The sequence below is a fragment of the Streptomyces sp. NPDC059788 genome (assembly GCF_042732265.1).
Classification (GTDB): Bacteria; Actinomycetota; Actinomycetes; order Streptomycetales; family Streptomycetaceae; genus Streptomyces.
This window is the reverse complement of record NZ_JBHWHY010000041.1, coordinates 24479-48982: the sequence shown is the minus strand read 5'-3', so window position 1 is coordinate 48982 and position 24504 is coordinate 24479. Positions and strand designations below refer to the sequence as shown.

The following is a 24504-nucleotide window of genomic DNA, read 5'->3' as shown; positions in this document are numbered from 1 at the left end:
AGTGCCTCCGGGTCATTTGTCGCCGTCGAGGGTGTAGGTGCGCTCGCCGGGCGGGATGGCGGTCTCGGTGCCGGGGGCGACGAGGGCGAGCCGTACGTGGGTGGCGAAGGACTCCGCGTAGGCGACGCGCTGGGCGTCGTGGGTGCTCAGCGCGAAAGTGATCGGTACGGCGTCGGTGGCCCGGCGGGTGCTGGAGGGGCGGGTGTCGCCGGGGTCCTTGTTCTCCAGCGGCGTCAGCTTGCCCCGGTCGATGACCTGGGCGTTCGCCACGATCACCTTGGATACGGGCGGATCGCCCGCGCGCTTGCCCTCGAAGGTGGCGTAGATGTTGACCCGGGCACCGGGGTTGATCTTCCCGGCCACGCCGGTGGCCGCGTCGATCATGATGGCGATCTCCTGCTGGCCCGGCTTGAGCGCCGGACGGTCGACGACCATGTCGTCCTGGAGGAGCGAGCCCTTGTGCAGCGGCGTCACGGCGATCTTCCCGCGCACCCGGGCCAGATCGGTGACGGCGGTGTCCGGCAGCCAGCGCTCCGGTATGTCCACCTTCTCGAACTGCCCCGGATCGAGCGCCTGGTAGGCGGCCACGTCCGCCTTGAGCCGGTACGCGGCGCGCTCTGGCCCCACCTTGGACTCCACGTTGCGGATCACCGACAGCACGCCGACGAACGCGCCGAGCGCGCACAGGACCGACAGGAGCAGCAGGATCACTCCGCGGCGCTGGCGTGAGTTCATGAGTGCGGGACCTCGATGGGGACGGGGCGGGCGGGGGCGGTGCCGGCGGCCGGGGCCGGGCGGGGCGGTCGGTGTCGCTGCCGGTGCGGGGCGGGGCTCGGTGGTCCGCGCGGGCGGGCCCCGCGCCGGTCCCGTACGCGTGGGGTCAGCGGGCCCGTACGGCCGGCCGCCGCCCCGGCTCGGGACCGGGGACGCCGCCCGGCGCCACCGGGGCCAGGCCCCGGCGCCGCATCAGGGACGACGCGGGCGAGGCGGTGTCCGCCGACGGCGCGCCCGGAGACGTGAGGGAGCGCGCCGCCCCGTCCGTACGGCGCCCGGCGCCCGGACTGCCGCCCGCACCCGGTGCGGAGGCCGGCGCTGCGGTCGGCGCGGCACAGAACGCGCACCGGTCGCCGATGAGTTCGAGACCGCACCAGCGGCACTCCTCTCTCCGTACGGACGCCACGATCTGGTAGAGCACCGAGAGATCCGGGATGGCCGCCGCGAACTCGACCACCTTGTGCGTGCCCCACCACGCCGCCGACTCGGCGGGCAGCGGGACCTCGTACGCGCTCTGGACCTGCCAGGACCGCGCCAGGACGCCGTCGACCCACTCGCCGGGCAGCCGGCCGCGCGCGTAGGCGAGGCGGGTGGCGAAGCCGGGCGGGCGCAGGCCCGCTTCGGCGGCCTGCTCGGCGTGCCGGTCGAGGCGGACGAGCTGCGGCTCCGGGTTGGCGAGCACCGCGAAGTGCGCGCCGGGCACCAAGGAGCGCAGGTGGGAGCGGAGATCCGTCTCGATGCGGTCGAGCCGGGCGACACTGCCCAGCAGGGCGCCCGCGTGCACGTAGTGGGCCAGCAGGCGGGCCGCGCAGGCCAGCAGCCCCGGGCTGAAGTCGCACAGGGACAACTGCCGGAGCTGGTGGGCCAGTACGGCCAGGCCGAGCGGCGGCAGGTTCAGCGGAAGGATCGCGAACCGGTCGCTCTCCAGGACCGCGCGCAGGGTGTGCAGCCGCCGGACGTGGTCGGGCGGGCACGCGGTGGAGCAGAGCGCGACGAGGTGGCCGTGGTGTTCGAGCACCGCGCTCAGCTCGGTCAGCGCGTCGTCCAGCGGCTGGTCGTGCGGCGGGCGGACGACCACGGCGGCCGGGGTCTGGCGGTCGGTGGCGGGCAGCGCGAGGTCGGCGCTGGTGACTGCAATCGCGGTCGGCACGTCGCGTCCCCCACTGCGCTGTTGGCGCTGTCGGCACTGCTGTTGGCTCAGCACCTTATCGACGAGTTCCGCCCCGGAGAACACGTTCCGGAGTACTGGGCGCACGCCTTGGCATCTCCTCGCCCCTCCACCGCGGTTCCTCTGCCGCCGCCCGCCGCCCCTCAGCGGGGAATCCCGAATTCCGCGCCACCTCTTGACATGGACATTGGTCTGGACCACCTTGTACGCCAGCACGTCGCACCACGCACCACATCAACACCACAGCAGCTCAGGGGCCCCTGAACGCGCAGCAGCACCACCAAGCCCAACTCCCCCCACGGAGGCACCAGTGGTACGCGCACGATCAGGAAGAGCAGCACGTCCGGCACGCCCGGCACGGCGCGCCGTCAGGGCCGTGGCGGGCCTGGCGGCCGCGGCACTGACCACGGCCGGTCTCGTCGCGGCGGGGACCGCCGGCGCGGCCGAGGCGGCCCCGGCGGCCGACGCGGCCAAGGCCCCCACGAGCCACACCGCGGCCGTACCGAAGCACGCCCTCACCGGCTACTGGCAGAACTTCGACAACGGCGCCAAGGTCCAGAAACTCAAGGACGTCAACGACGCCTACGACATCATCGCCGTCTCCTTCGCCGAGGCGACCGGCACGCCCGGCGGGCTCGGCTTCCACCTCGACCCGGCCGTCGGCTACGGCTCCGCCGACGAGTTCAAGGCGGACATCAAGGCCAAGCAGGCGGCCGGCAAGTCCGTCATCATCTCGGTCGGCGGCGAGAAGGGCGCGGTGTCCGTCAGCGACGACGCCTCCGCCGGGAACTTCGCCGACTCCCTCGGCAAGCTCATGGACGAGTACGGCTTCAACGGCGTCGACATCGACCTGGAGAACGGCCTCAACTCGACCTACATGACGAAGGCCCTCAAGGCCGTGCACGCCGAGCACAGCGACGTGGTCGTCACCATGGCGCCGCAGACGATCGACATGCAGTCGCCGCAGAACGAGTACTTCAAGACGGCCCTGGGCATCAAGGACTTCCTCACGGTCGTCAACATGCAGTACTACAACAGCGGCTCGATGAACGGCTGCGACGGCAAGGTGTACGCCCAGGGCACGGTGGACTTCCTCACCTCGCTCGCCTGCATCCAGCTGGAGGGCGGGCTCGACCCCTCGCAGGTGGGCATCGGCGTCCCGGCGACGTCCAGCGCGGCGGGCGGCGGATACGCGGCGCCGTCCGTGGTGAACGCGGCGCTGGACTGTCTGACGCAGGGCGAGAACTGCGGTTCGTTCAAGCCGTCGAAGACGTACCCGGGGCTGCGGGGCGCGATGACCTGGTCCACGAACTGGGACGCGACGGGCGGCGACGCGTTCGCCGGCCAGGTGGGCGCGCACGTCCACGGCCTGCCGTAACCACCGTACGGACGGCGGACCGGCCGCGTGGTGCCCGGGGGCGCCACGCGGCCGGCTCATGTCTCACGGACCGTGCGTGCCGTCGGCCGTCACGGCTTGGGCAGGACGCACCCCGCCCGCCCGAGGTCCAGCTTGTTGCCGGTCCCGAAGCACTTGGGGATGGTGTAGATCTGCTGGGCGTAGTTGATGCCCTTGCGGACGGTGACCTTGCCGTTCTCGTCGACCTCGCACGGGTTGTTCATCGTGCAGCGGCCGCCGCTCTCGTTGCCCGTGTTGTTGATCGCGGTGACCTTGCCGGAGGCCGTGTCGATGACGGGCGACCCGGACGTGCCGCCGATCGTCTTGCACGCGGCGGTGTAGCGGACCGAGTCCTTCATGACGTACCCGCCCTCCTTCAACTGCGGCACGAAGCCGTCGATGTTGCAGGAGTAGGTCTTCTTCCAGTAACCGGAGACGACGGTGATCCCGGCGCCCTTGGCCGGGTGGGTGGTGGCGATGTCCAGCGCCTTGATGTTGTAGCGCTGCTTTATCTGGGCGTAGGTGGAGGAGAGTTCGTAGAACGACACGTCGGTGTCGGTCATCGTGCCGTAGACGATCTTGGTGGCGCGTACCGTACCCAGGTTGCCGGCCGAGGCACTGAGCACGGTGAAGCTGCGGCTGGAGGGCTGGTCGACGACGACCTCGCCCGGTTCGGGCATGCCGCTCTCCAGGCAGTGTCCGTTGGACATGACCAGAGCCGGGTCGTTGTCGGTCGAGGTGGGCATCCGGACGATCGAGCCCGAACAGTTGCTGAGCGCGACCGTGCCCGCGAAGTTCACGGCCTTCGCCTTCGCCGTGACCGGAGCGGTCTGCACGGCCTGGAGCTGCGGCGCCGCCGCGGTCCGGGCCGCGCCCCGGTCCGCCGTGTCCGGCGTCGTGACGGCGTTGGCCGTGCCGGTGGCGCCCACGAGCGCCGTGGCGCCCAGGACGGCCGTGGCCAGGGCGCCGACGAGAGGTCTGTTCATGTGGGGGTCCTCTCACACTGGTGAGTCCGGCGTGGCGCCGGACTTGTCGTGCGCATTGTTGGTGCGGGAGAGGTTCCTGGCAACAATCTTCCGGAAACCGGCGTGAATTTGGCGTGTTTGCGTCAACGCGAGGCATTGACCGAGCCATGCCAAAGCAAAACACTGGCGCCGTCGCTCGCCTCACACCCCCCGGAGGACAGCCATGCGACCACGAATACGCGGCAGACGGACCACCGTCCTCACCGCGCTCGTCTCCCTCGCCCTGGCCGCACCCCTCGCCGCCCGCACCGAGGACTCCCCCCAGCAGGACACTTCCGCCCCGGCCGCCGTCGGCGTCATGGCCGCGGACACCGGAACGCCCCGCCAGTACGAGATCACCGGCCCCGACACCGCCGCCCGGCGCAGCGCCCTCGCCTCGACGGGCGTGTCCATCGACGAGGTGCACGGCCGCACCGTCGTCATCACCGCGGACACCGCGCAGGCCGCCCTCGTACGCAAGCTCGGCTACCGGCTGCGGGCCCTGCCCGCGCCGCCGTCCGGCACCGGCGGCCGCATCAAGGACTTCCCCTCCGGCTACGGCAAATACCACAACTACGCCGAGGCCACCGCGGAGATCAACGCGCTCGTCGCCACATACCCGGCCATCCTCAGCAAACAGGTCATCGGCAAGTCCTACGAAGGCCGGGACATCCTCGCCCTCAAACTCAGCAAGAACGTCGCGCAGGACGAGAAGGAACCCGAAGTCCTGTTCACCGCGCACCAGCACGCGCGCGAACACCTCACCGTCGAAATGGCCCTCTACCTGCTCAACGACTACACGTCCAAATACGGCTCCGACGCGCGCGTCACCAAGATGCTCGACTCCCGCGAAATCTGGGTCATCCCGGATGTGAACCCGGACGGCGGCGCGTACGACATCGCCTCCGGCTCCTTCCGCAGCTGGCGCAAGAACCGCCAGCCCAACACGGGATCGGCGAACGTCGGCACCGACCTGAACCGCAACTGGGACTTCAAGTGGGGCTGCTGCGGCGGCTCCTCGGGCAGCACCGGCTCCGAGACCTACCGCGGCCCCTCCGCCGCCTCCGCGCCCGAGGTCAAGGTCGTCACCGGTTTCGTCCGCAGCCGGATCGTCGGCGGCGCCCAGCAGATCAAAACCGCCATCGACTTCCACACGTACAGCGAACTCGTCCTGTGGCCCTACGGCTACACCAACAACGACACCGCCCCCGGCATGACCCAGGACGACCGCGACGCTTTCGCCACCGTCGGCAAATCCATGGCCGCCAGCAACGGCTACACCCCCGAACAGTCCAGCGACCTCTACATCACCGACGGCTCCATCGACGACTGGCTCTGGGGCAACCAGAAGATCTTCGGCTACACCTTCGAAATGTACCCGTCCTCCGCGGGCGCGGGCGGCTTCTACCCCCGCGACTCCGTAATCGCCCGCGAAACCTCCCGCAACCGCGACGCGGTTCTGCAACTCCTGGAGAACAGCGACTGCATGTACCGGTCGATCGGGAAGGAGGCGCAGTACTGCAAGTAAGGGTGAGGTGATCTCCCTTGTGACCGGGGTCCGCCGTGGGCGGGCCCCGGCCGTCAAGTTTCCCCGGTACGCCGCGCCCGTACGGCGTCGGTGTAAAACTCTGTGGTCAGATCGCCTTCCCCGATCCCCAACCCGGCAAGCACCGCCCGCACATCTCCCAGAGCGTCATCCAATTCTCCTCGACCCGCCACCTGCGTCTCCAACTCGACATAGGTCCCGTCGATTTCCGGGACTCGGACGAGTGTGGCGAGCATCGGCCGCCCGTACGCGATGAACTCGTAGTTCCGGCAGTGCTTCGCAAAGGTGATCGCCTCGATGTATCCGAGACCGTTGAGCATGGCCCGGACGGCTGCCGGGTCGCCGATACCCGTCTCGTACTCCGGCTTCGACCCCGACGCTTCGTCGACCCGCGCTTCTTTGTACGTCAGCAGGGACCGCGTCCCGTCCGGACCGTCCACTGTACGGAGCCGCAGCTCCCGGTCGCCCGCCTCCAAATGCGCGTCCGGAGTGTCCAGATACGTGTCCCGGTACACCTCGTCACGCCCGACGGCCAACCGATCCAAACGCTCCCGCACCGTTGCTGGGTCGCGCACGTACGCTTTCAGCTCGGCTTCGATCACGTCGCTGCTCCCAGTTGTCATACCGTACGTTCACCGTCGGCCACGGCCGTTTCCACCATGCGCCGGAATCCGCGGAACAACGGACCGTGCGGCGTCTCCATCACTTTGTATGTCGCGGACTCGTGTCCTTCCCATCACCGCCATGGCGATACGGGCCTGACTGGCGCCGCCGTACTGCTGCACATGCCGGAACACGGCGCCGATGTCTCGTGATCTCAGCGCCTGGCGTACATGCGCGTGCTGCCAGGCACGGTCCGGCAATTCGACCGGCACCATCGCCGTCGCCATCGGCGCCCCTCGTGCTCACGGTGGGATGGAAAGTCATCCCACCGTGAGATTACCGGTCAGGTATCGAGATCCGAGTCGCAAAGCGCGAATCTGACGGGGTGAACACAGCTACCCCGTCTCCGCTCGTCTTCATCTACGACCGCAACGCGACGCGGTCCAGCGCCATCCTCGATCTACGTCTTTCGGGCTGCGTCAACTACGCCGACCGCCATGGCTGGCAGATCGCGGGGTTGTGGGTTGACCGGGGGGACAACGCCCTCAGCCGCACGCGGCCGCAGTTCTCGGCGCTTGTCGAGACGATGCGCGTCCAAGCAGGGCGCCGGGCCACGATCTGCCTCGTGCACCACTGGTGCAGGCTCGCTCACGACGAGGCACAGCGCCACGCGCTTCAGCAGCGCGTCGCCCAAGCCCACGGCTGTACGGCCACCACCTTCGGTGACTCCGACGAGCGGGCGCACGCGGTACTCGCGGGTCTCGGTCGTGGGAGCAGCTGAACTACACCACCAAACTCACCCCCGCCGCCACCACGAACCCCACCACCGACAGCACCGTCTCCAGCACCGTCCACGACTTCAGGGTGTCGCGTTCGGAGATGCCGAAGTACTTGGCGACCATCCAGAAGCCGCCGTCGTTGACGTGGGAGGCGAAGATCGAGCCGGCGGAGATGGCCATGATGATCAGGGCCAGGTGGGCCTGCGACAGGCCCTGGCCCTCCACCAGGGGGAGGACGATGCCGGCGGTCGTGACGATGGCGACGGTGGCGGAGCCCTGGGCGACGCGCAGGACCACGGAGACCAGCCAGGCGAGCAGGATGACGGGCAGGCCGACGTTGTGGAAGGTGTCGGAGAGGGCGTCGGCGACGCCGCTGCCCTTCAGGACCGCGCCGAAGATGCCGCCCGCGCCCACCACCAGCAGGATGTTGCCGACCGGCTTGAGGGACGCGGTGGAGACGGTTTCCAGGGACTTGCGGGACCAGCCGCGGCGGATGCCGAGGAGGTAGTAGGCGAGGAGGAGGGCGATCGTCAGGGCCACGAAGGGGTTGCCGAAGAACTCGACCACCGAGCGGAGAGTTGAGGGGGCCAGCGCGATGGAGGAGAAGGTGGCGAGGAGGATCAGGACCAGCGGGGTGCCGATGATGGTGAGGACCGTGCCGAGGGCGACCGGCTTTTCGCGGGGCTCGACGCCTGCCGCGGTCTGTTCGGCGATCACCGCGGCGCGGGACTCCTCCGCGGCCTCGACCATGTCCTGCGGTACGGGTACGAAGATCCGCTTGCCGATCCACGCGGCGTAGGCCCAGGCGGCGAGGACGGCGGGGATGCCGCAGACGATGCCCATGAGGATGATCCAGCCGAGGTCCACCTTGAACAGACCGGCCGCGGCGACCGGGCCGGGGTGCGGCGGGAGGAAGGCGTGGGTCATGGAGAGGCCGGCGAGGAGCGGCATGGCGTAGAGGAGGATCGACTTGCCGCTGCGCCTGGCCGCTGCGTAGACGATGGGCGCGAGGACGAAGATGCCTACGTCGAAGAAGACCGGGATGCCGAAGATGAGGCCGGTCAGGCCCATCGCCAGGGGCGCGCGGCGTTCGCCGAAGAGGCCGAGCAGGCGCGCGCTCAGGACTTCGGCGCCGCCGGAGACTTCGAGGATCGCGCCGAGCATGGTGCCCAGGCCGATGATGATGGCGACGTGTCCGAGGATGCCGCCCATGCCGCTCTCGATGAGGGAGGGGAGGCTGGATTTCTGGACCGTGCCGAAGAGTTCGGTCACGGAGAGGCCGGCTGCCAGGCCTACGGCTATGGAGACGCCCAGTAGCGCTACGAAGGGCTGGAGGCGGACTTTGATGATGAGAAAGAGGAGCAGGAGGATTCCGAGGGCGGCCACCGTGAGGAGGCCGGGGGTGCCCGGTATGAGGGCCAGCAGGCCGCCTGTGTGTGGTGGTGTGGCGGGGGCCTCGGCCGCCAGGGCGGCCGTATGTGCAGCGTGGACCATGTGATGACTCCGTTGTCAGACAGGGAAGTTCCAGGCAGGGGGGACCGTGGCACGGCGCCCCGGGTGTGTGGGGCGCCGTACCGTGCGGCGGGTTCAGCGGCGGTGGCGATAACGGCAAGGAGGTGTCCCGGTCAGCCCAGCACCGCGAGGGCGTCGATCTCGATGAGCAGGCCCTTCGGGAGGCCGACGTACACGGTCGTGCGGGCGGCCGGCGCCTCCTTGAGGCCCTCGGCCTCGAAGTAGGCGTTGTAGATCTCGTTCATCTCGGCGAAGTGGTCGACGTCGGTGAGGTAGACGCGCATCATCATGACGTCGTCCCAGCTCGCGCCGCCCTCTTCGAGGATCGCCTTGACGTTGGCGAAGGTCTGCAGGGTCTGCTCGCGCAGGGTGGGGCCGGCCGGGGTGGGGGCCTGTCCCTCGACGGCGGGCAGGAAGCCGACCTGGCCGGCGACCTGGAGGATGTTGCCCTTCTTCACGCCGTGGGAGAACTTGGCGGGCGGGGTGGTGTGGGTGGCGGGGGTGAGGGCGGTCTTCTCGGTCATGGTCGGGCTTCCTTCAGGTCGTGCGGGTCGGGTTCGGGGGTGTTGCCGGAGTACTCCCGGCTGATGGCGTCCGCGGTACGGCGTACCAGCGGAAGCAGGGTGAGGAGTTCCTCGGCCGTGACGACGACGTTCGGCGCGGACACCGACATGGCGGCGACGAGCCGGCCGTCCGCGCCGCGGACGGGGGCCCCGACGCAGTTGATGGACTCCTCGTGGCCACCGAGGTCGGTGGCCCAGCCCTGTTCGCGCACCTTGGCCAGTTCGGCCAGGAAGGCCGGGGCGTTCGGTGTCGAACGGGACGTGTAGAGGGGGTAGTCGAGCTTCTCGGCGAGCGCGCGGCGCTCCGGCTCGGGCAGGTCGGCGAGCAGCAGCTTGGCGACGGCCGCGACGGTGATGGCGACCGGTTTGCCGATGCGCGAGTACATCCGTACCGGGTAGCGGCTCTCGACCTTGTCGATGTAGAGGACCTCGTTCTCCTCGTACACCGCGAGGTGCACCGTGTGCCCGCACTTCTCGTTCAGCTCGACGAGGTGCGGGTGGGCGATCTCGCGTACGTCCAGGTTCTCCACGGCCTGCTGGGCCAGCGCGAAGAGCCGGGCGCCGAGGCGGTAGCGCTGGTCGCTCTGGCGGTAGACCATGCCGTGCTCGTGGAGCGTGCGCAGCAGCCGCAGGGCGGTGGACTTGTGCACGCCGAGGCGGCCCGCCACCTGTTCCAGGTTGGCCGGGCCCTCCGCCAGCAACGGCAGGATGCTCAGTGCGCGGTCGACTGTCTGACTCATCGTGTACGGACCTCCACCCGTGGGTTGTGCACCCCGGGGCTGGTGGTGCCGCCGCTGCGGTCAGCGGGTGCGTCACCGTCGGTCGTCCAGCCGGGGCCGAGTCGCAGTCTCCCCCAGGCGGCGGGGTCGAGGCCCGCAAGGCGGTCGGCGAGGTTGCGGGACGGGGGCGTGCCGAGGTCGCCGGGGACGGTGAGGGAGGCCGCGGCCATGAGGTGGCCGTGCCGGATGCGCTCGAAGACGGGCAGGCCGCGGAGGGTGGCGGAGAGGAATCCGGCGGCGAAGGCGTCACCGGCGCCGACCGGGGCGACGACGTCGACGGCGAGGGCGGGGGCGGTGGTGACCGTGTCGGTGCCGTCCGCCTGGCGGGCATACGCGGTGGCGCCGTCGGCGCCCTGCTTGACGACGAGGACGGCGGGCTCGGGCAGGGCGTCCCGGACGGCGTCGGGGCCGTGCAGGTCCCAGGCGGCGATGGCCTCGTCCTCGCCGACGAAGACCAGGTCGCAGCGGCGGGCGAGGTCGAGGAGGAGTCCGGGGCCGCGTACGGTGCGGTCGCGCCAGAGGCCGACGCGGTAGTTGACGTCGAAGGAGACGAGGGGGCGCCCGGGGGCCGGCGCGGTGAGGGTGCGCAGGACGTCCAGGCAGCTGTCGGACAGGGCCGCCGTGATGCCGGTGAGGTGCAGGACGCGGGTGTCGCGCAGGGCGTCGTCGTCGAGCAGTTCGGGGGACATGGCGGAGGCGGCGGACCCGGCGCGGTAGTAGGCCACCTCGGCCTCGCCGGCCTCCGTCCGCGTACCGGTGGCGCGTTCGCCGGCGGTGCGGAAGTAGACGCCGGTGGGGCGGGCCGGGTCGCGGCGGACGTGCGAGACGTCCACGCCGCAGGCGGCGACGGCCTCGCGGACGTGGTCGCCGAAGGCGTCGGCGCCGACGCGGGAGATCCAGCGGGTGCGGTGGCCGGTGCGGGCGAGGGCGCAGGCGACGTTGGACTCGGCGCCGCCGATGCCGCGCTCGAAGGAGGGTACGTCGGCGAGCCGGCCGGGCCGGGTGGGCATGAAGGTGACCATGGTTTCGCCGAGGCAGACGACATCGGTGCCCGGCCGGGCGGGCGCGGTGCCGTCCGGGGTTTCGTTCCGGGCGGGCGCGGCGTCGTCCGGGGTTTCGTTCCGGGCGGGCGCGGCGTCGTCCGTCGCGTCGGGGCCTTCGGCGCTGACGTTTGTGGACGTGGTCACGATCTGCTGCGCTCCTTTGCGTACGGGCTGGTAGAGCCGTTCCGCGACGTGTTGTGCACCATTGACCCGGCGATGGCTCGGATGTTAGACAGCTGTAAGCGATATGCGCAATGGGTGTTGCACATGGTGCAACATGAACTGGAGGAGGCCCCATGGCCGCCGCGCCCCACGCCGACCGCAGCGCCACCGGCGCCGCCCCCGGCGCCGACGCAGCCACCGCCGAGCGGCACGCGAAGACCCTCGCGGACGAACGCGTCGACCACCGCTTCAAGGGACTTCCCCCGGACGCCGACGGCCGTACCGTCGGCGCGCTGGCGGCCGAGCGGCGCAACCTCTTCACCGGCGGCTTCACCACCCCCGTCCTCGCCCTGTCCGCCGAGTCGGTGGAACACAACCTGGCGCTGCTGGAGACCTACGCCGAGCGGCACGGCCTGGCCTTCGCCCCGCACGGCAAGACCTCGATGGCCCCGCAGCTCTTCGCCCGCCAGCTCGCCCGCGGCGCCTGGGGCATCACCGCCGCCGTCCCCCACCAGGTCCGCGTCTACCGCGCGTACGGCATCCAGCGGATCTTCCTCGCCAACGAGCTCGTCGACGCCGTCGCGCTGCGCTGGCTCGCCGCCGAGATGGACGCCGACCCCGGCTTCCACTGCGTCTGCTACGTCGACTCGCTGCGCGGTATCGAACTGATGGACATCGCCCTGCGCGAGGCCGGCGCCACCCGTCCGCTGAACGTGGTCATCGAACTGGCCGCCGGCGAAAACGCCCGCACCGGCGTCCGCACGGACACCGAGTGCGTCGAACTGGCCGACGCCGTGGCCGGTGTGGACACCCTGCGCCTGGTCGGCATCGCCGGTTACGAGGGCGAGGTGCCCGACGCGACGCACGAGCGGGTGACGGCCTGGCTGCGCCGGCTGCTCGCGCTCACCGTGGCCTTCGACCGGGCCGGGCACTTCGCCGATCTGGACGAGATCGTGCTCAGCGCGGGCGGCAGCGCCTGGTTCGACGCGGTGGCCGAGGTCTTCGACGAGGCGCCCGAACTGTCCCGGCCGCTGCTGAAGCTGCTGCGCTCCGGCGCGTACGTCTCCCACGACGACGGCCACTACCGCCGCCTGACCCCCTTCAACCGCGTCCCGGACGAAGGTGCCCTGCAGCCCGCCTTCCGCCTGTGGGCCCAGGTCGTCTCCCGCCCGACCCCGGAACAGGCGTTCCTGAACGCGGGCAAGCGCGACGCGGCGTACGACCTCGACCTGCCGCAGGCCCAGGTCGTACGGTCCGGCCGGGACGGCAGCGAGCGGCCCGCGAACGGCGTCACCGTCACCGGGCTGTCCGACCAGCACGCCTGGGTCCGTACGGAACGGGCCGGCGACCTGGAGGTCGGCGACTGGGTCGGACTGGGCCTGTCGCACCCGTGCACGTCCTTCGACAAGTGGCAGCTGATCCCGGTGGCCGAGGCGGACGGCACGGTCGTCGACTACGTCCGTACCTTCTTCTGACGGTCCCCTGCGGCCTTCTGACGGCCCCTACGGCTTTCCGACGGCCCCCACGACGTCCCTGCGCAGGTCACGAAGGGACACGAAGACCCCGGTGCGGGGCAGCACCCCGCAGCCCCGCCCCGGACGCCGGGGGCAACCCCCTGCCCCCGGCCCGCGCGCCCACCCCCGGGCGCGCCCGGTCCCCGCTCCGGTGCTTCCCCCCTTCGCCGGAGCGGGGGGCCGACCGGCCACCGCCGCACGGCGCGGCCCGGCTCCCAGGAAAGGCAGTTCGGTCATGGACACCGTGGTCCGCGACGTACGCGTCATCGACGGCACCGGCACCCCCTCCTACCGGGCGGATGTCGCCCTCGGCGGCGGCCGGATCGCCGAGATCCACCGGGAGACGGACGCCGGGCCGCGGCCCGGCGCCGCCCGCGTGGTGGACGGCGCGGGCCTGGCCCTCTCCCCCGGCTTCATCGACATGCACGCGCACAGTGACCTGGCGCTGCTGCGCGACCCGTCGCACGAGGCGAAGGCGGCGCAGGGCGTCACCCTCGAAGTCATCGGGCAGGACGGCCTGTCGTACGCGCCGGTCGACGACCGCACGCTCGCCGAGGTCCGCGCGCAGATCACCGGCTGGAACGGCGACGGTTCGGACATCGACTTCAGCTGGCGCACGGTCGGCGAGTACCTGGACCGCCTCGACCACGGCTTCGCCGGCCAGGGCATCGCCGTCAACGCGGCGTACCTCATCCCGCAGGGCACGGTCCGGATGCTCGCCCTCGGCTGGGACGACCGCGCGGCCACGCCCGACGAGATCGCCCGGATGCGGCAGCTCGTCGCCGAGGGCCTGGAACAGGGCGCCGTCGGGCTGTCCTCCGGCCTCACCTACACCCCCGGCATGTACGCGGACGACGCCGAACTCACCGAACTGTGCCGGGTCGTGGCCCGCTACGGCGGCTACTACTGCCCGCACCACCGCTCGTACGGCGCGGGCGCACTGGACGCGTACGAGGAGATGGTCGGCCTGACCCGTCAGGCGGGCTGCGCCCTGCACCTCGCCCACGCCACCATGAACTTCGGCGTGAACAAGGGCCGCGCCCCCGAACTCATCGCCCTCCTCGACCGCGCGCTGGAGTCCGGCGCCGACATCACCCTCGACACCTATCCGTACACGCCCGGCTGCACGACCCTGGTCGCGATGCTGCCGAGCTGGGCGAGCGAGGGCGGGCCCGACGCGATCCTGGACCGGCTGCGGGACGACGCGGCGGCCGGGCGCATCCGGCACGTGATGGAGGTGGAGGGCGCGGACGGCTGCCACGGCGTGCCGATCGAGTGGGACACCATCGAGATCTCCGGCGTCTCGGACCCGGCGCTGGAGGGGTACGTCGGGCGGACGGTGGCCGAGTCGGCGCGGGAGCGCGGCGAGGAGCCGTGGACGACCGCCCGCCGCCTGCTGGTCGAGGACCGGCTCGGCTCGACGATCCTCCAGCACGTCGGCCACGAGGAGAACGTCCGCGCGATCATGCGCCACCGGGTGCACACCGGCGGCAGCGACGGCATCCTCCAGGGCCACAAGCCGCATCCGCGGGCGTACGGCACGTTCCCGAAGTACCTGGGGACGTACGTACGGGAGCTGGGCGTGCTGTCGCTGGAGGAGTGCGTGGCCCACCTGACCGGGCGCGCCGCGGCCCGGCTGCGACTGCCCGACCGCGGTCTGGTCCGCGAGGGATACCGCGCCGACCTGGTCCTCTTCGACCCGGACACGGTCGCCGCCGGGTCCACCTTCGACGCGCCGCGCACCCTGCCGACGGGCGTCCCGCACGTCCTGATCGACGGCCGCTTCGTCATCGAGGACGGTCGGCGGACGGACGTACTGGCGGGGCGCTCGGTTCGGCGAACGCGCCCCTGATCAGGCGTTCCAGCTCCGTACCGTCCGCCGCCACACCGAGCGCGCCCAGGTCGCGGGCGGTGTCCTGGCGCACGGGGGTGACCCGGCCCGCGTAGAAGACGACCGGGCCGGTGTAGCGCCCCTCCCGGCGCAGCGCCTCCACGTGCAGGAAACCGGCCCGGCCGTCCGAGCCGCGGGCGATGTCGGAGATCATCAGGGACGGGGTCCGGGCGGCGATGGCGGCGTCGGCGGCCCGGGAGTCCACGGCGATCTCCACGGTCGCCCCCTCCCGCCGGAACCAGGCGACCAGGGAGGCGTTGTTCTGCGGGTTGTCGTCGACCCAGAGGATCGTGCGGCCGACGAGAGAAGCGGCAGGGGCCGGGGGCGAGCCGTAGGGCGTCATGCCGGTGCCCGCCCCGTACGCACCGGCCCGTACGGGCGGCACGCCGTCTCCCGGGTCCGGCTCCCGCTGCGGCGAGATCACCAGCGCCGGAGCGCCCTCGCGCAGCCTGCGCACCAGTTCCCCGGAGCGCGGCAGGCCCAGCAGGCCGTCGAGCAGCGAGTTGAACCCCGGGTCGGTGACCATCTCGGGGAACACGGTGGGGAGCTCGCGTTCCAGACGTGTCAGCGCCGCGCGCGGGTCCCCCGGGTCGGGCGCCACGTCCCGCTGCTCCAGGAAGGCGTTCACCAGCGGCCGTTCCTCCTCGGGGACGCTCCCCGGGGACCGCAGCAGCGTCCGCACCCGCCGGTACGTACGGAAGTCCGCGATGACGTCGCCGCTGTCGGCGCCCGGCGGGCTGGTCATCATGCGGTAGAAGTCGGCGTAGAAGTACTGGAGCAGTAACGTGCGGAGCACCGCCTCCGGTGGGTGCTCGGACCACATCGGGTTGAGGGTCGCCTCCAGGACGAAGCCGTTGACCAGCCGTTTGATGCGGCGCGGGTTGCGGGCCGAGCGCTCGGCGAGCAGCTCGACCAGGGGCGCGTCCAGCAGCCGCTCGATTCCGGCGGTGCGCGCGCACCACTCGATGTACTCCCGTACGCCCTGGCCGTCGGCCACCGGAATGCGGTAGCTGGTCTGGAAGATCTTCTCCATGAAGACGGAACCGGCGGGCGACAGGTCGCGCAGCAGACCGCTCGGCCCCATCGCGGAACGGTCGCAGCCGATGACGAACGCCAGCCCCGGCACGTCCAGATAGACCTTGACCGCCTCGCACACCGCGAGCACCGTCTCCTCCGAGCAGCGGTCCAGGTCGTCGATGAACACCACGAGCAACCGCCGTGGCGAGTGCGCCGCGTTCTCGGCCCATTCCTGGGCCAGGTCGTGGATCGCGTCGCGCATCTCGTTGCGGGCCTGCGGGTTGACGGACAGGTTGCTCCACAGCTGGTCGACGAGCCCGGCGGCGCCCAGCGGGCCGGCCGCGACGGTGGCGAGCGCCCGCAGGACGCGCAGCAGGGCCCGCTGTTCGGAGACCCGGTGCAGCGCCCGGCGCAGCAGCCTGCGGTCGAAGCGCATCAGGACCGACTTGATCAGCCCTTCGAGGGCGTCCGCGCCGGTCGAGGTCCAGGCGTTGTACCAGACGGTGTGCACCTCGGGCGCCGCGGCCAGCTCGGTGTCCACCAGGCGCATCAGGCTGCTCTTGCCCATCCCCCACCCGGCGTCGACGGCGAGCGTGAACGGGGTGGCGGCCCGCGAGGCGATCAGCAGATCGGCGAGCTGCCGCGCGGCGCGGCCCGCGCCCAGCAGGTCGGCGCCCGCCGTGTCCACCGGTTCGTCGTTGAGCAGCGCGAGCCGCTGCGCGAATGACACCATCTCGCCCCCGTGGTCGGTGCCGGTGTCCGGCCCCGGGCGCCCGGACGGGGCCGGGGCGGGGAGAACGGGCACCGGCGCTCAGTGCCGTGGGGCGCCCCATCGTGCGCCCACCCGCCGGGAGCGTACGGCAGTACGCGGGTTCCCGGGAGCGGGTGTCGGCCGCCGCCGTTCGTCCGCCGCCGGCTCCCGCCCGTCACACCGGGTGAGCAACCCCACACCACGAGCGGGCCGGAGGTGAAGAAAAACACCAGGCGGGGCGTGTTACGCGCCCGTATGGTGGCTGGCATGCAGGTGATCCAGTCAACGAAGCTCGCCAACGTCTGCTACGAGATCCGGGGCCCGGTCCTTGAGGAGGCGATGCGGCTCGAAGCAGCGGGACACCGCATCCTCAAGCTCAACACCGGCAACCCGGCGGCCTTCGGGTTCGAGTGCCCGCCGGAGATCCTGGAGGACGTCCTCCGCTCGGTCGGCACCGCCCACGGCTACGGCGACGCCAAGGGCCTGCTCTCCGCCCGGCGCGCGGTGATGCAGCACTACCAGACCAAGGGCATCGAGCTGTCGGTCGACGACGTCTACCTCGGCAACGGCGTCTCCGAGCTGATCCAGATGTCGATGCAGGCGCTGCTGGACGACGGGGACGAGGTGCTCGTACCGGCCCCGGACTACCCGCTGTGGACGGCCTCGGTGTCGCTGTCCGGCGGTACGGCCGTGCACTACCGCTGCGACGAGCAGGCGGACTGGACGCCGGACCTCGCCGACATCGAGCGCAAGGTCACCGACCGCACCAAGGCCATCGTCGTCATCAACCCGAACAACCCGACGGGCGCCGTGTACGACGACGAGCTGCTGCGCGGCATCGCCGAGATCGCCCGCCGGCACAACCTGATCGTCTGCGCCGACGAGATCTACGACAAGATCCTCTACGACGGTGTCACCCACACCCCGTTCGCCGCGATCGCCCCCGACCTGCTGACCCTGACCTTCAACGGGCTCTCCAAGTCCTACCGGGTCGCCGGCTACCGCAGCGGCTGGATGGCGGTCTGCGGCCCGAAGGCGCACGCGGCCTCGTACATCGAAGGCCTGACGATCCTCGCCAACATGCGGCTGTGCGCGAACATGCCCGCCCAGCACGCCGTGGCCACCGCCCTCGGCGGCCACCAGTCGATCAACGACCTGGTGCTGCCGGGCGGCCGGCTGCTGGAGCAGCGGGACACCGCGTACGACCTGCTCACGCAGATCCCGGGCATCACCTGCACCAAGCCGAAGGGCGCGCTGTACGCCTTCCCGCGGCTGGACCCGAAGGTCTACAAGATCAAGGACGACCGGCAGATGGTGCTGGACCTGCTGCGCGCCGAGAAGATCATGATCGTGCACGGGACGGGCTTCAACTGGCCGGAGCCGGACCACTTCCGCCTGGTCACACTGCCGAACAAGGACGACCTGACGGACGCGGTGACCCGCATCGGCACGTTCCTGGACGGCTACGGGCAGTACTGAGCGGGTCCGGGGGCGCGTCTCGCGGTGAGCGCGCCGGGATCTCGGGACGGCCCATTCCTGTACGGATCACAACTTTAGACACTGTCTAAGCTAGGATGGTCTCCTAGCCGTTCCGCGTTGCCAGGAGGCCGTCCCATGTACGAACCGATCCGCACCAAGTCGGTCCACTCCATGGCCGCCGACCAGGACGTCCCGCACCGCTCCCGTACGGAGGAACTGGACATCCGGCTCGCCGGCCACCTGACCGCGCTGCTCACCGTCACCGACGAGCTGCGCGCCACCGTGCCCGACCCCGCGCTCGACGACGCCGCCGAGCGCATCGCCGCGCAGGTGGCGCGGCTGCGCGGCGGGGCCTACCCGCTGCGGGCCGCGCCGACCGGCGGCGACCCGGCCCGCGCGCCCCGGCTGCACCGGCGGGCCCGGATGCTGGCCGGCAGCGCCCTGGCCGTCGCCACCTCCCGGGCCGACGCCCCGGCCGCCGCGCTGGCGGCGGAGCGCATGGAGGCACACGCGGCGGTCCAGCAGCTGGCCACGGCCTGAGGACGGGGCCGTACGGGCCCACCGGCTGCGGGCTGCGGGCTGCGGGCTGCGGGCTGCGGGCTGCGGGCTGCGGGCTGCGAAATGAGACGGCCGGGGCCGCGTGTTCGTGCACGCGGTCCCGGCCGTCGACCGTGGCGGCCCGGCTGCGCCGGACCGTTGCGCCGTACTAGCCCAGTCGGCGTACGAGCGCTTCGTACTCCTCCCACAGCTCCTTCGGCGTGTGGTCACCGAAGGTGTTCAGGTGGTCGGGGATGAGCGCCGCCTCGTCGCGCCACACGTCCTTGTCGACGGTGAGCAGGAAGTCCAGGTCCGCGTCGGACAGATCGAGACCGGTGGTGTCCAGCGCCGCCTTCGTCGGCAGGATGCCGATCGGGGTCTCGACGCCCTCGGCCCTGCCGTCCAGGCGCTCGACGATCCACTTGAGCACCCGGCCGTTCTCGCCGAAGCCCGGCCACACGAAGCGGCCCTCGCCGTCCTTGCGGAACCAGTTGACGTAGTAGATCTTCGGCAGCTTCGCCTGGTCCTTGTCGGCGCCCACCTTGATCCAGTGACCCATGTAGTCGCCCATGTTGTAGCCGCAGAACGGCAGCATGGCGAACGGGTCGCGGCGCAGCTCGCCGACCTTGCCCTCGGCGGCAGCGGTCTTCTCGCTCGCCACGTTCGCGCCGAGGAAGACACCGTGCTGCCAGGTCAGCGACTCGGTCACCAGCGGTACGGCGCTGGCGCGGCGGCCACCGAAGAGGATGGCCGAGATCGGCACGCCCTTGGGGTCCTCCCACTCGGGCGCGATGATCGGGCACTGCCCGGCCGGAACGGTGAAGCGGGCGTTGGGGTGGGCCGCCGGGGTGCCGGACTCCGGCGTCCAGTCGTTGCCCTTCCAGTCGGTCAGGTGCGCGGGCAGCTCCTCGGTCATGCCCTCCCACCACACGTCGCCGTCGTCGGTCAGCGCGACGTTGGTGAAGACCGAGTTGCCCCACATGGTCTTCATGGCGTTGGCGTTGGTGTGCTCGCCGGTGCCGGGCGCGACGCCGAAGAAGCCCGCCTCGGGGTTGATCGCGTACAGACGACCGTCCGCGCCGAAGCGCATCCAGGCGATGTCGTCGCCGATGGTCTCGACGGTCCAGCCGGAGATCGTGGGCTCCAGCATCGCGAGGTTGGTCTTGCCGCAGGCGCTCGGGAACGCGGCGGCGACGTACTTCGGCTCGCCCTGCGGCGGGGTGAGCTTGAGGATGAGCATGTGCTCGGCGAGCCAGCCCTCGTCGCGCGCCATGACCGAGGCGATGCGCAGCGCGTAACACTTCTTGCCCAGCAGGGCGTTGCCGCCGTAGCCGGAGCCGAAGGACCAGATCTCGCGGTCCTCGGGGAAGTGCGAGATGTACTTGGTCGAGTTGCACGGCCATGGCACGTCGGTCTCGCCCGCGGCGAGCGGGGCGCCGAGGGTGTGCACGGCCTTCACGAAGAAGCCGTCCGCGCCCAGCTCGTCCAGGACGGCCTGGCCCATCCGGGTCATGGTGCGCATCGAGACGGCGACGTACGCCGAGTCGGTGATCTCCACGCCGAGGGCGGAGAGCGGGGAGCCCAGCGGGCCCATGCAGAACGGGACGACGTACATCGTCCGGCCGCGCATCGCGCCGCGGAAGATGCCCTGCGCGCCGGTGAAGATGTCGCGCATCTCCGCCGGGGCCTTCCAGTGGTTCGTCGGGCCCGCGTCCTCCTCCTTCTCGGAGCAGATGAAGGTGCGGTCCTCGACCCGGGCGACATCCGAGGGATCGGACGCGGCGTAGTACGAGTTGGGGCGCTTGATCGGGTCCAGCTTCGTGAAGGTGCCCTTCGCGACGAGCTCCTCGCACAGGCGCTCGTACTCCGCCTCCGAGCCGTCGCACCACACGACGCGGTCCGGCTCGGTGATGGCTGCGATCTCGTCGACCCAGGAGATCAGCTCCTGGTGGTTGGTCGGTACGGGGGAGGGAGCCGCGTTGTCGCGCGCCACGATCGCTCCTAGATGAGGGTTTGGACGGACCACTGTCCGTGACATGCCGGCAGAGCCCGCTTCTGAAGATGTCTGCCCCTTGGGGGCTGCGACCCGGATGCTTCGCGACCGCTCATCCGGTGCCGACCGCACTCATTTGATCATCCGATCCCGAAACCCATCTGTCCAGAGGAGGTTCTCGTGACCGTCACCACTTCCGGACCAATCCGTAACTTACGGTCGCGTAGGTAGCATTGCGGCCATGACTTCCGCGCCTGACGCCGCCGAAAGCCGCACTTCCCCCGTGACCAGCGCGGCCGCCGACGCGGTCTCCGCCGTCGCCGCGGTGGCCGCGCCGCTCAAGCCCAAGCTGCGGGGCTGGCTGCACGCGGGGATGTTCCCCGCCGCCCTCTTCTCCGGAGTGGTGCTCACGGCCCTGGCCGACAGCACCCGCGGCCGGATCGCCTGCGCCGTCTACACCCTCTCGGCCTGCCTGCTCTTCGGGGTCAGCGCCCTGTATCACCGCGGGAATTGGGGACCACGCACCGGAGCCCTGCTACGACGGCTGGATCACGCCAATATTTTCCTGATCATCGCGGGCACCTACACCCCGCTGACCATGCTGCTGGTCCCCGGCACCCGGGGGCAGATGCTCCTGTGGGCCGTCTGGGCGGCCGCCCTCGCCGGCATCGCCTTCCGCGTCTTCTGGGTGGGCGCGCCGCGCTGGCTCTATACGCCCTGTTACATCGCGATGGGCTGGGCGGCCGTCTTCTTCCTGCCCGACTTCCTGCGCAAGGGCGGCATCGCCGTCCTCGTCCTCGTCATCGTCGGCGGCCTCCTCTACAGCGCGGGCGGCATCATCTACGGCATCAAGCGCCCGAACCCCTCACCCCGGTGGTTCGGTTTCCACGAGGTCTTCCACTCGCTGACCCTGGCGGCGTTCGTCGTGCACTACGTCGGCATCTCACTGGTGGCCTATTCGCACGCCTGACGCACCCGGCGCGGCACCCGCCCCACCCGCGACGCGCTTCCCGCCGCGCGGGCCGGCGCCCCCGCCCCGCCGGCGCGTGATCCCGGCGCCCGTACGTGGCCGTGGCCTTGAGGCCGCGGCCACTTGCCATGTCAGAGCGGCCACCCCGGCCAGGACCAGCGCGACCACCGCGGCCTCGCCCCCGACGAGGAACCCTCCGACGCACAGCGCTGCCGCGAACACGGCGAACGCGTCAATCGCAGCACGCATACCCGCAACACCCCCTCCAGCATCACTGACAGTGACCTTGCCCTGGCTAAAGCGTTACACACCCCACTGACAAACAAGGAGACATCAAGAAATACCCGGGGATTGACGCTTCCAGTCATTTGAGAGGCGCCGTCACTTGGCGCCACCGCGGTCGGCAGGCCCCCGACCGACGCGACGCGGCCGCCCCCGGCCGCCGCCTGGCGGTCCGCGTCCATGGCCCCCGGGCTCGCGGATGCCCGACAATGACGTTCATGGCCTCCGCACGGAATCCCGCCGCGCAACCCGGCGCCCCCAAGATCGGGCTGCGCGAGCGGAAGAAGATCCAGACCCGGCAGGCGATCCGCCGGGCCGCCTACCGGCTCTTCGCGGAGCAGGGGTACGACGCGACCCCCGTGGACCGGATCGCCGAGGCCGCCGACGTCTCCCCCAGCACGGTCTTCCGCTACTTCCCCACCAAGGAGGACATCGTGCTCACCGACGAGTACGACCTCTGCCTGGAGGCCGGACTGCGGGCCCGCCCCGCCGATGAACCGATGGTCGAGTCGATGCGGCACGCAACCGTGGAGGCACTGCGGCGCATGACCGACGAGGAGCGCGCCGAACTGGTCCAGCGCACCCGGCTCGTCCGGGACGTGCCCGCGATCCGCGGCCGTACGGTGGAGAACACCGCCCGGGACAGCGCGATGATCAGCGCCGTACTGGCGGAGCGGACCGGGCGCTCCCCCGAGGATCTGGAGATCCGGGTGATCGCCACGGCGATCATGGCGGCTCTCCAGGAAGCGATGCTGCGCTGGGTCACGGACGGCCGGCAGGACAGCCTCGAAGCGCTCGTCGGCCGGGCGATGGACGTGCTGGCGCGGAGCCTGAGGGTGTGAATCGGGTGCAGACGCACTGAATCGGGTGCCCTGACGCACTGAATCCGGCCGCCTGGCGCTCTGATTCGGGGCTGACGCTCGGGGCCGGCGCTCGGGGCCAGGGCCTGACGCTCGGGCTCAGGGCTGACGCTCGGGGCGGGGGGCATGCCCCGGGCCGCCGCGGACGTACCCCGGCCTCCCGCGCCCCCTCCCTCACTCCCTGAGGGCCCTCCCGTACGGAGCCACCCGCCCCGGCACCCGCGCCGGCTCCCCCAGCCGCTGGGCCAGCCGCCCGCGCAGCCGCGTCAGCCGCTCGATCCGGGCGTCCAGGTCGGCCAGCCGACGGCGGGCCACCACTTCCACCACCCGACACTGCCCCGGCCCCGCACCCTGCCCCTGCCCCGGCCCCGGCCCCGGCCCCACCGGCGTACCGTCCCCGACGGCGCCGGGACCACCGTCCTCCCCCGCGAAGAACAGCTCAGGGATGCCGTCGGGCGGCAGCGAGTCCAGGAGCGGCGCGAACGACCGGATATCGCCCACCGTCAGCCCGGCGTCCAGCAGTTCGCGCACCGTCCGTAGTCGGCGCACGTCCTCCGTCTCGTACACGCGGTGGCCCGAGGGCGTACGCCGCGCGGACACCAGCCCCTGCTCCTCGTAGTAGCGCAGCGCCCTGGCCGTCATGCCCGCCGCGGCCGCGGCGTCCCCGATGCGCATCCGGTCCTCCCCCGCCGGGGCCCGGTCGGTGGTGCCCCGCTGCGTACGTCGACTCACTCAGACCGTACGTCGTCGACGAAAGCACAGGCACACCGACCGGACCGCACCGCAGGGGCCCGCTTACAACTCCACGAGTACGGCCCCCAAGTGGCGGCCCTCGATCAGCTCCCGCAGCGCGCGCGGGGCTTCCTCGATGCCGTGCAGCCGGGCGTGCGGGAAGGTGAGCGTGCCGTCCCGCAGCCCGCGGCCGAACTGCTCGTTCCACTCGGGGATCAGGTCGAGGTGGTCGTAGAGCGCGACACCGCGCAGGACGATGCTGCGGGCCAGCAGGGACAGCGTGTCGATCTCGGTGGTGCTGCTGCCGGAGTCGGAGAGCTGGTTGGACAGCGCGCCGACGAGCGCTATGCGGGCGCCCCGGTTGGCGAGCGCGATGGCGGCCTGCAACTGCTCGCCGCCCACGTTGTCGAAGACCGCGTCGACACCGTCCGGGGCGGCCGCGCGCAGCTGCTCCTCGATGGGCCCCGCGCCGCGGACCACCGCCGCGTCGTAACCCAGCTCCTTCACCAGGTACTCGGCCTTGCGCTGCGACCCCGTACTGCCGATCACCCGTACGGCGCCCCGCAGTCGGGCGATCTGCCCGGCCAGCGACCCCACGCCGCCGGCCGCGCCGGTCACGAACACCGTGTCGCCCGCGCGCACCTCGGCACCCCGTACGACACCCATGTAGGAGGTCGCGCCCTGGGAGAGGTACGCGGCCGGGTCGGGCAGCAGGTCACGGTCCCGGCGCTGCGCGCCCGCGGCGTCCACGAGGGCGTACTCCCGCCAGCCGAGCCGGTGTTCCACCAGGTCGCCGGGGGCGAAGTCGGTACCGGGCGCGTCGACCACCTCGCCGACGGCCGACCCGTACAGCGCCTCGCCCGGCACGAAGGACGGCATCGGGACGGTGGTGACCTCGTCCATGAGCGTCCGCATCACCGCGGCGACGGCCATCGTGGTGTTGCGCACGAGTACCTGGCCGGGCCCCGGTTCGGGTACCGGCACCTCGACCACCTCGAACAGGTCGTCGGTGAGCGGCCCCTGAGGGCGGGCGGTCAGGCGGACTTCGCGGTGGGTGGCGGGCAGGGTGCCATGGGTGCGGTTCGTCATGCCGTGCACGCTAGAACTTGACGCCCGCGTGAAGTTCAAGTGGGCTTCTGGTATTAGGAC

The 24504-nt window shown here is 71.3% G+C and carries 21 protein-coding genes; 9 read left to right on the top strand and 12 right to left on the bottom strand.

The window, feature by feature from the left end:
- Positions 1-12: 12 nt before the first annotated feature.
- A complete protein-coding gene (gene cpaB / locus ACFV57_RS30915; protein WP_385238967.1) occupies positions 13-735 on the bottom strand; it encodes a Flp pilus assembly protein CpaB in 723 nt (240 codons plus the stop codon).
- A gap of 145 nt (positions 736-880) precedes the next feature.
- Positions 881-1924 carry a hypothetical protein gene (locus tag ACFV57_RS30910; RefSeq protein ID WP_385238965.1) on the bottom strand — a complete coding sequence of 348 codons (1044 nt, stop codon included), beginning with the start codon at positions 1922-1924 and terminating at the stop codon, positions 881-883.
- 394 nt (positions 1925-2318) lie between these two features.
- Here ACFV57_RS30910 and ACFV57_RS30905 point away from each other — a divergent pair, with 394 nt between their 5' ends.
- Positions 2319-3320 carry a chitinase gene (locus ACFV57_RS30905; protein WP_385238963.1) on the top strand — a complete coding sequence of 334 codons (1002 nt, stop codon included), beginning with the start codon at positions 2319-2321 and terminating at the stop codon, positions 3318-3320.
- A gap of 89 nt (positions 3321-3409) precedes the next feature.
- Here the strand turns inward: ACFV57_RS30905 and ACFV57_RS30900 are convergent, their stop codons facing one another.
- The gene (locus tag ACFV57_RS30900) at positions 3410-4324 is read right to left on the bottom strand and encodes a serine protease (RefSeq protein ID WP_385238961.1); all 915 of its coding nucleotides are present in this window, start codon (positions 4322-4324) and stop codon (positions 3410-3412) included.
- A gap of 202 nt (positions 4325-4526) precedes the next feature.
- On the opposite strand from ACFV57_RS30900, the gene ACFV57_RS30895 reads away from it, so the two are divergent.
- Complete coding sequence (locus tag ACFV57_RS30895) at positions 4527-5870, top strand: M14 family metallopeptidase (protein WP_385238959.1); 1344 nt, start codon at positions 4527-4529, stop codon at positions 5868-5870.
- Positions 5871-5923: 53 nt separating this feature from the next.
- On the opposite strand, the gene ACFV57_RS30890 is transcribed toward ACFV57_RS30895, so the two are convergent.
- Positions 5924-6490: a class IV adenylate cyclase gene (locus ACFV57_RS30890; protein WP_385238957.1), complete on the bottom strand. Its 567-nt coding sequence runs from the start codon at positions 6488-6490 to the stop codon at positions 5924-5926.
- A 386-nt stretch (positions 6491-6876) separates the two neighbouring features.
- Here ACFV57_RS30890 and ACFV57_RS30885 point away from each other — a divergent pair, with 386 nt between their 5' ends.
- The gene (locus tag ACFV57_RS30885) at positions 6877-7272 is read left to right on the top strand and encodes a recombinase family protein (protein ID WP_385238955.1); all 396 of its coding nucleotides are present in this window, start codon (positions 6877-6879) and stop codon (positions 7270-7272) included.
- Position 7273: 1 nt separating this feature from the next.
- Here the strand turns inward: ACFV57_RS30885 and ACFV57_RS30880 are convergent, their stop codons facing one another.
- The 4 genes from ACFV57_RS30880 to ACFV57_RS30865 form a co-directional block, all read right to left on the bottom strand.
- The gene (locus ACFV57_RS30880; protein WP_385238953.1) at positions 7274-8764 is read right to left on the bottom strand and encodes a GntP family permease; all 1491 of its coding nucleotides are present in this window, start codon (positions 8762-8764) and stop codon (positions 7274-7276) included.
- A 131-nt stretch (positions 8765-8895) separates the two neighbouring features.
- Positions 8896-9306, bottom strand: coding sequence for a RidA family protein (locus ACFV57_RS30875; protein ID WP_030020660.1), 411 nt, complete (start codon positions 9304-9306; stop codon positions 8896-8898).
- The gene (locus ACFV57_RS30870) at positions 9303-10085 is read right to left on the bottom strand and encodes an IclR family transcriptional regulator (protein ID WP_385238951.1); all 783 of its coding nucleotides are present in this window, start codon (positions 10083-10085) and stop codon (positions 9303-9305) included. Before ACFV57_RS30870 ends, ACFV57_RS30875 begins: the two co-directional genes overlap by 4 nt.
- A complete protein-coding gene (locus ACFV57_RS30865) occupies positions 10082-11311 on the bottom strand; it encodes a sugar kinase (RefSeq protein ID WP_385238949.1) in 1230 nt (409 codons plus the stop codon). The genes ACFV57_RS30870 and ACFV57_RS30865 overlap by 4 nt, the downstream gene beginning before the upstream one ends.
- Positions 11312-11463: 152 nt before the next feature.
- Between ACFV57_RS30865 and ACFV57_RS30860 the strand changes: the two genes are divergently transcribed.
- Together ACFV57_RS30860 and ACFV57_RS30855 are read left to right on the top strand one after the other, a co-directional pair.
- Positions 11464-12804, top strand: a complete 1341-nt coding sequence (locus ACFV57_RS30860) for an alanine racemase (protein ID WP_385238947.1) — start codon at positions 11464-11466, stop codon at positions 12802-12804.
- Positions 12805-13078: 274 nt separating this feature from the next.
- On the top strand, positions 13079-14695 hold the full coding sequence (locus ACFV57_RS30855) for an amidohydrolase family protein (protein WP_385238945.1): 1617 nt from the start codon (positions 13079-13081) through the stop codon (positions 14693-14695).
- On the opposite strand, the gene ACFV57_RS30850 is transcribed toward ACFV57_RS30855, so the two are convergent.
- A complete protein-coding gene (locus ACFV57_RS30850) occupies positions 14631-16484 on the bottom strand; it encodes a P-loop NTPase fold protein (protein ID WP_385238943.1) in 1854 nt (617 codons plus the stop codon). The genes ACFV57_RS30855 and ACFV57_RS30850 overlap by 65 nt on opposite strands.
- A gap of 285 nt (positions 16485-16769) precedes the next feature.
- Here ACFV57_RS30850 and ACFV57_RS30845 point away from each other — a divergent pair, with 285 nt between their 5' ends.
- Both ACFV57_RS30845 and ACFV57_RS30840 read left to right on the top strand, forming a co-directional pair.
- Complete coding sequence (locus ACFV57_RS30845; RefSeq protein ID WP_385238941.1) at positions 16770-17981, top strand: pyridoxal phosphate-dependent aminotransferase; 1212 nt, start codon at positions 16770-16772, stop codon at positions 17979-17981.
- A gap of 135 nt (positions 17982-18116) precedes the next feature.
- Positions 18117-18521 (top strand): hypothetical protein, encoded by a 405-nt coding sequence (locus ACFV57_RS30840; RefSeq protein ID WP_385238939.1) that lies wholly within the window; start codon positions 18117-18119, stop codon positions 18519-18521.
- Between the two features lie 166 nt (positions 18522-18687).
- On the opposite strand, the gene ACFV57_RS30835 is transcribed toward ACFV57_RS30840, so the two are convergent.
- Positions 18688-20511, bottom strand: a complete 1824-nt coding sequence (locus tag ACFV57_RS30835) for a phosphoenolpyruvate carboxykinase (GTP) (RefSeq protein ID WP_385238937.1) — start codon at positions 20509-20511, stop codon at positions 18688-18690.
- Between the two features lie 241 nt (positions 20512-20752).
- Here ACFV57_RS30835 and ACFV57_RS30830 point away from each other — a divergent pair, with 241 nt between their 5' ends.
- Together ACFV57_RS30830 and ACFV57_RS30825 are read left to right on the top strand one after the other, a co-directional pair.
- Positions 20753-21481, top strand: coding sequence for a hemolysin III family protein (locus ACFV57_RS30830; RefSeq protein WP_385238935.1), 729 nt, complete (start codon positions 20753-20755; stop codon positions 21479-21481).
- A 491-nt stretch (positions 21482-21972) separates the two neighbouring features.
- On the top strand, positions 21973-22605 hold the full coding sequence (locus tag ACFV57_RS30825; protein WP_385238933.1) for a TetR/AcrR family transcriptional regulator: 633 nt from the start codon (positions 21973-21975) through the stop codon (positions 22603-22605).
- A gap of 192 nt (positions 22606-22797) precedes the next feature.
- Here ACFV57_RS30825 and ACFV57_RS30820 read toward each other — a convergent pair whose 3' ends face one another.
- Together ACFV57_RS30820 and ACFV57_RS30815 are read right to left on the bottom strand one after the other, a co-directional pair.
- Entirely contained in the window at positions 22798-23298 is a 501-nt protein-coding gene (locus ACFV57_RS30820; protein WP_385239044.1) for a MerR family transcriptional regulator, read from the bottom strand.
- A gap of 120 nt (positions 23299-23418) precedes the next feature.
- Positions 23419-24444, bottom strand: a complete 1026-nt coding sequence (locus ACFV57_RS30815) for an MDR family NADP-dependent oxidoreductase (RefSeq protein WP_385238932.1) — start codon at positions 24442-24444, stop codon at positions 23419-23421.
- Positions 24445-24504 lie beyond the last annotated feature (60 nt).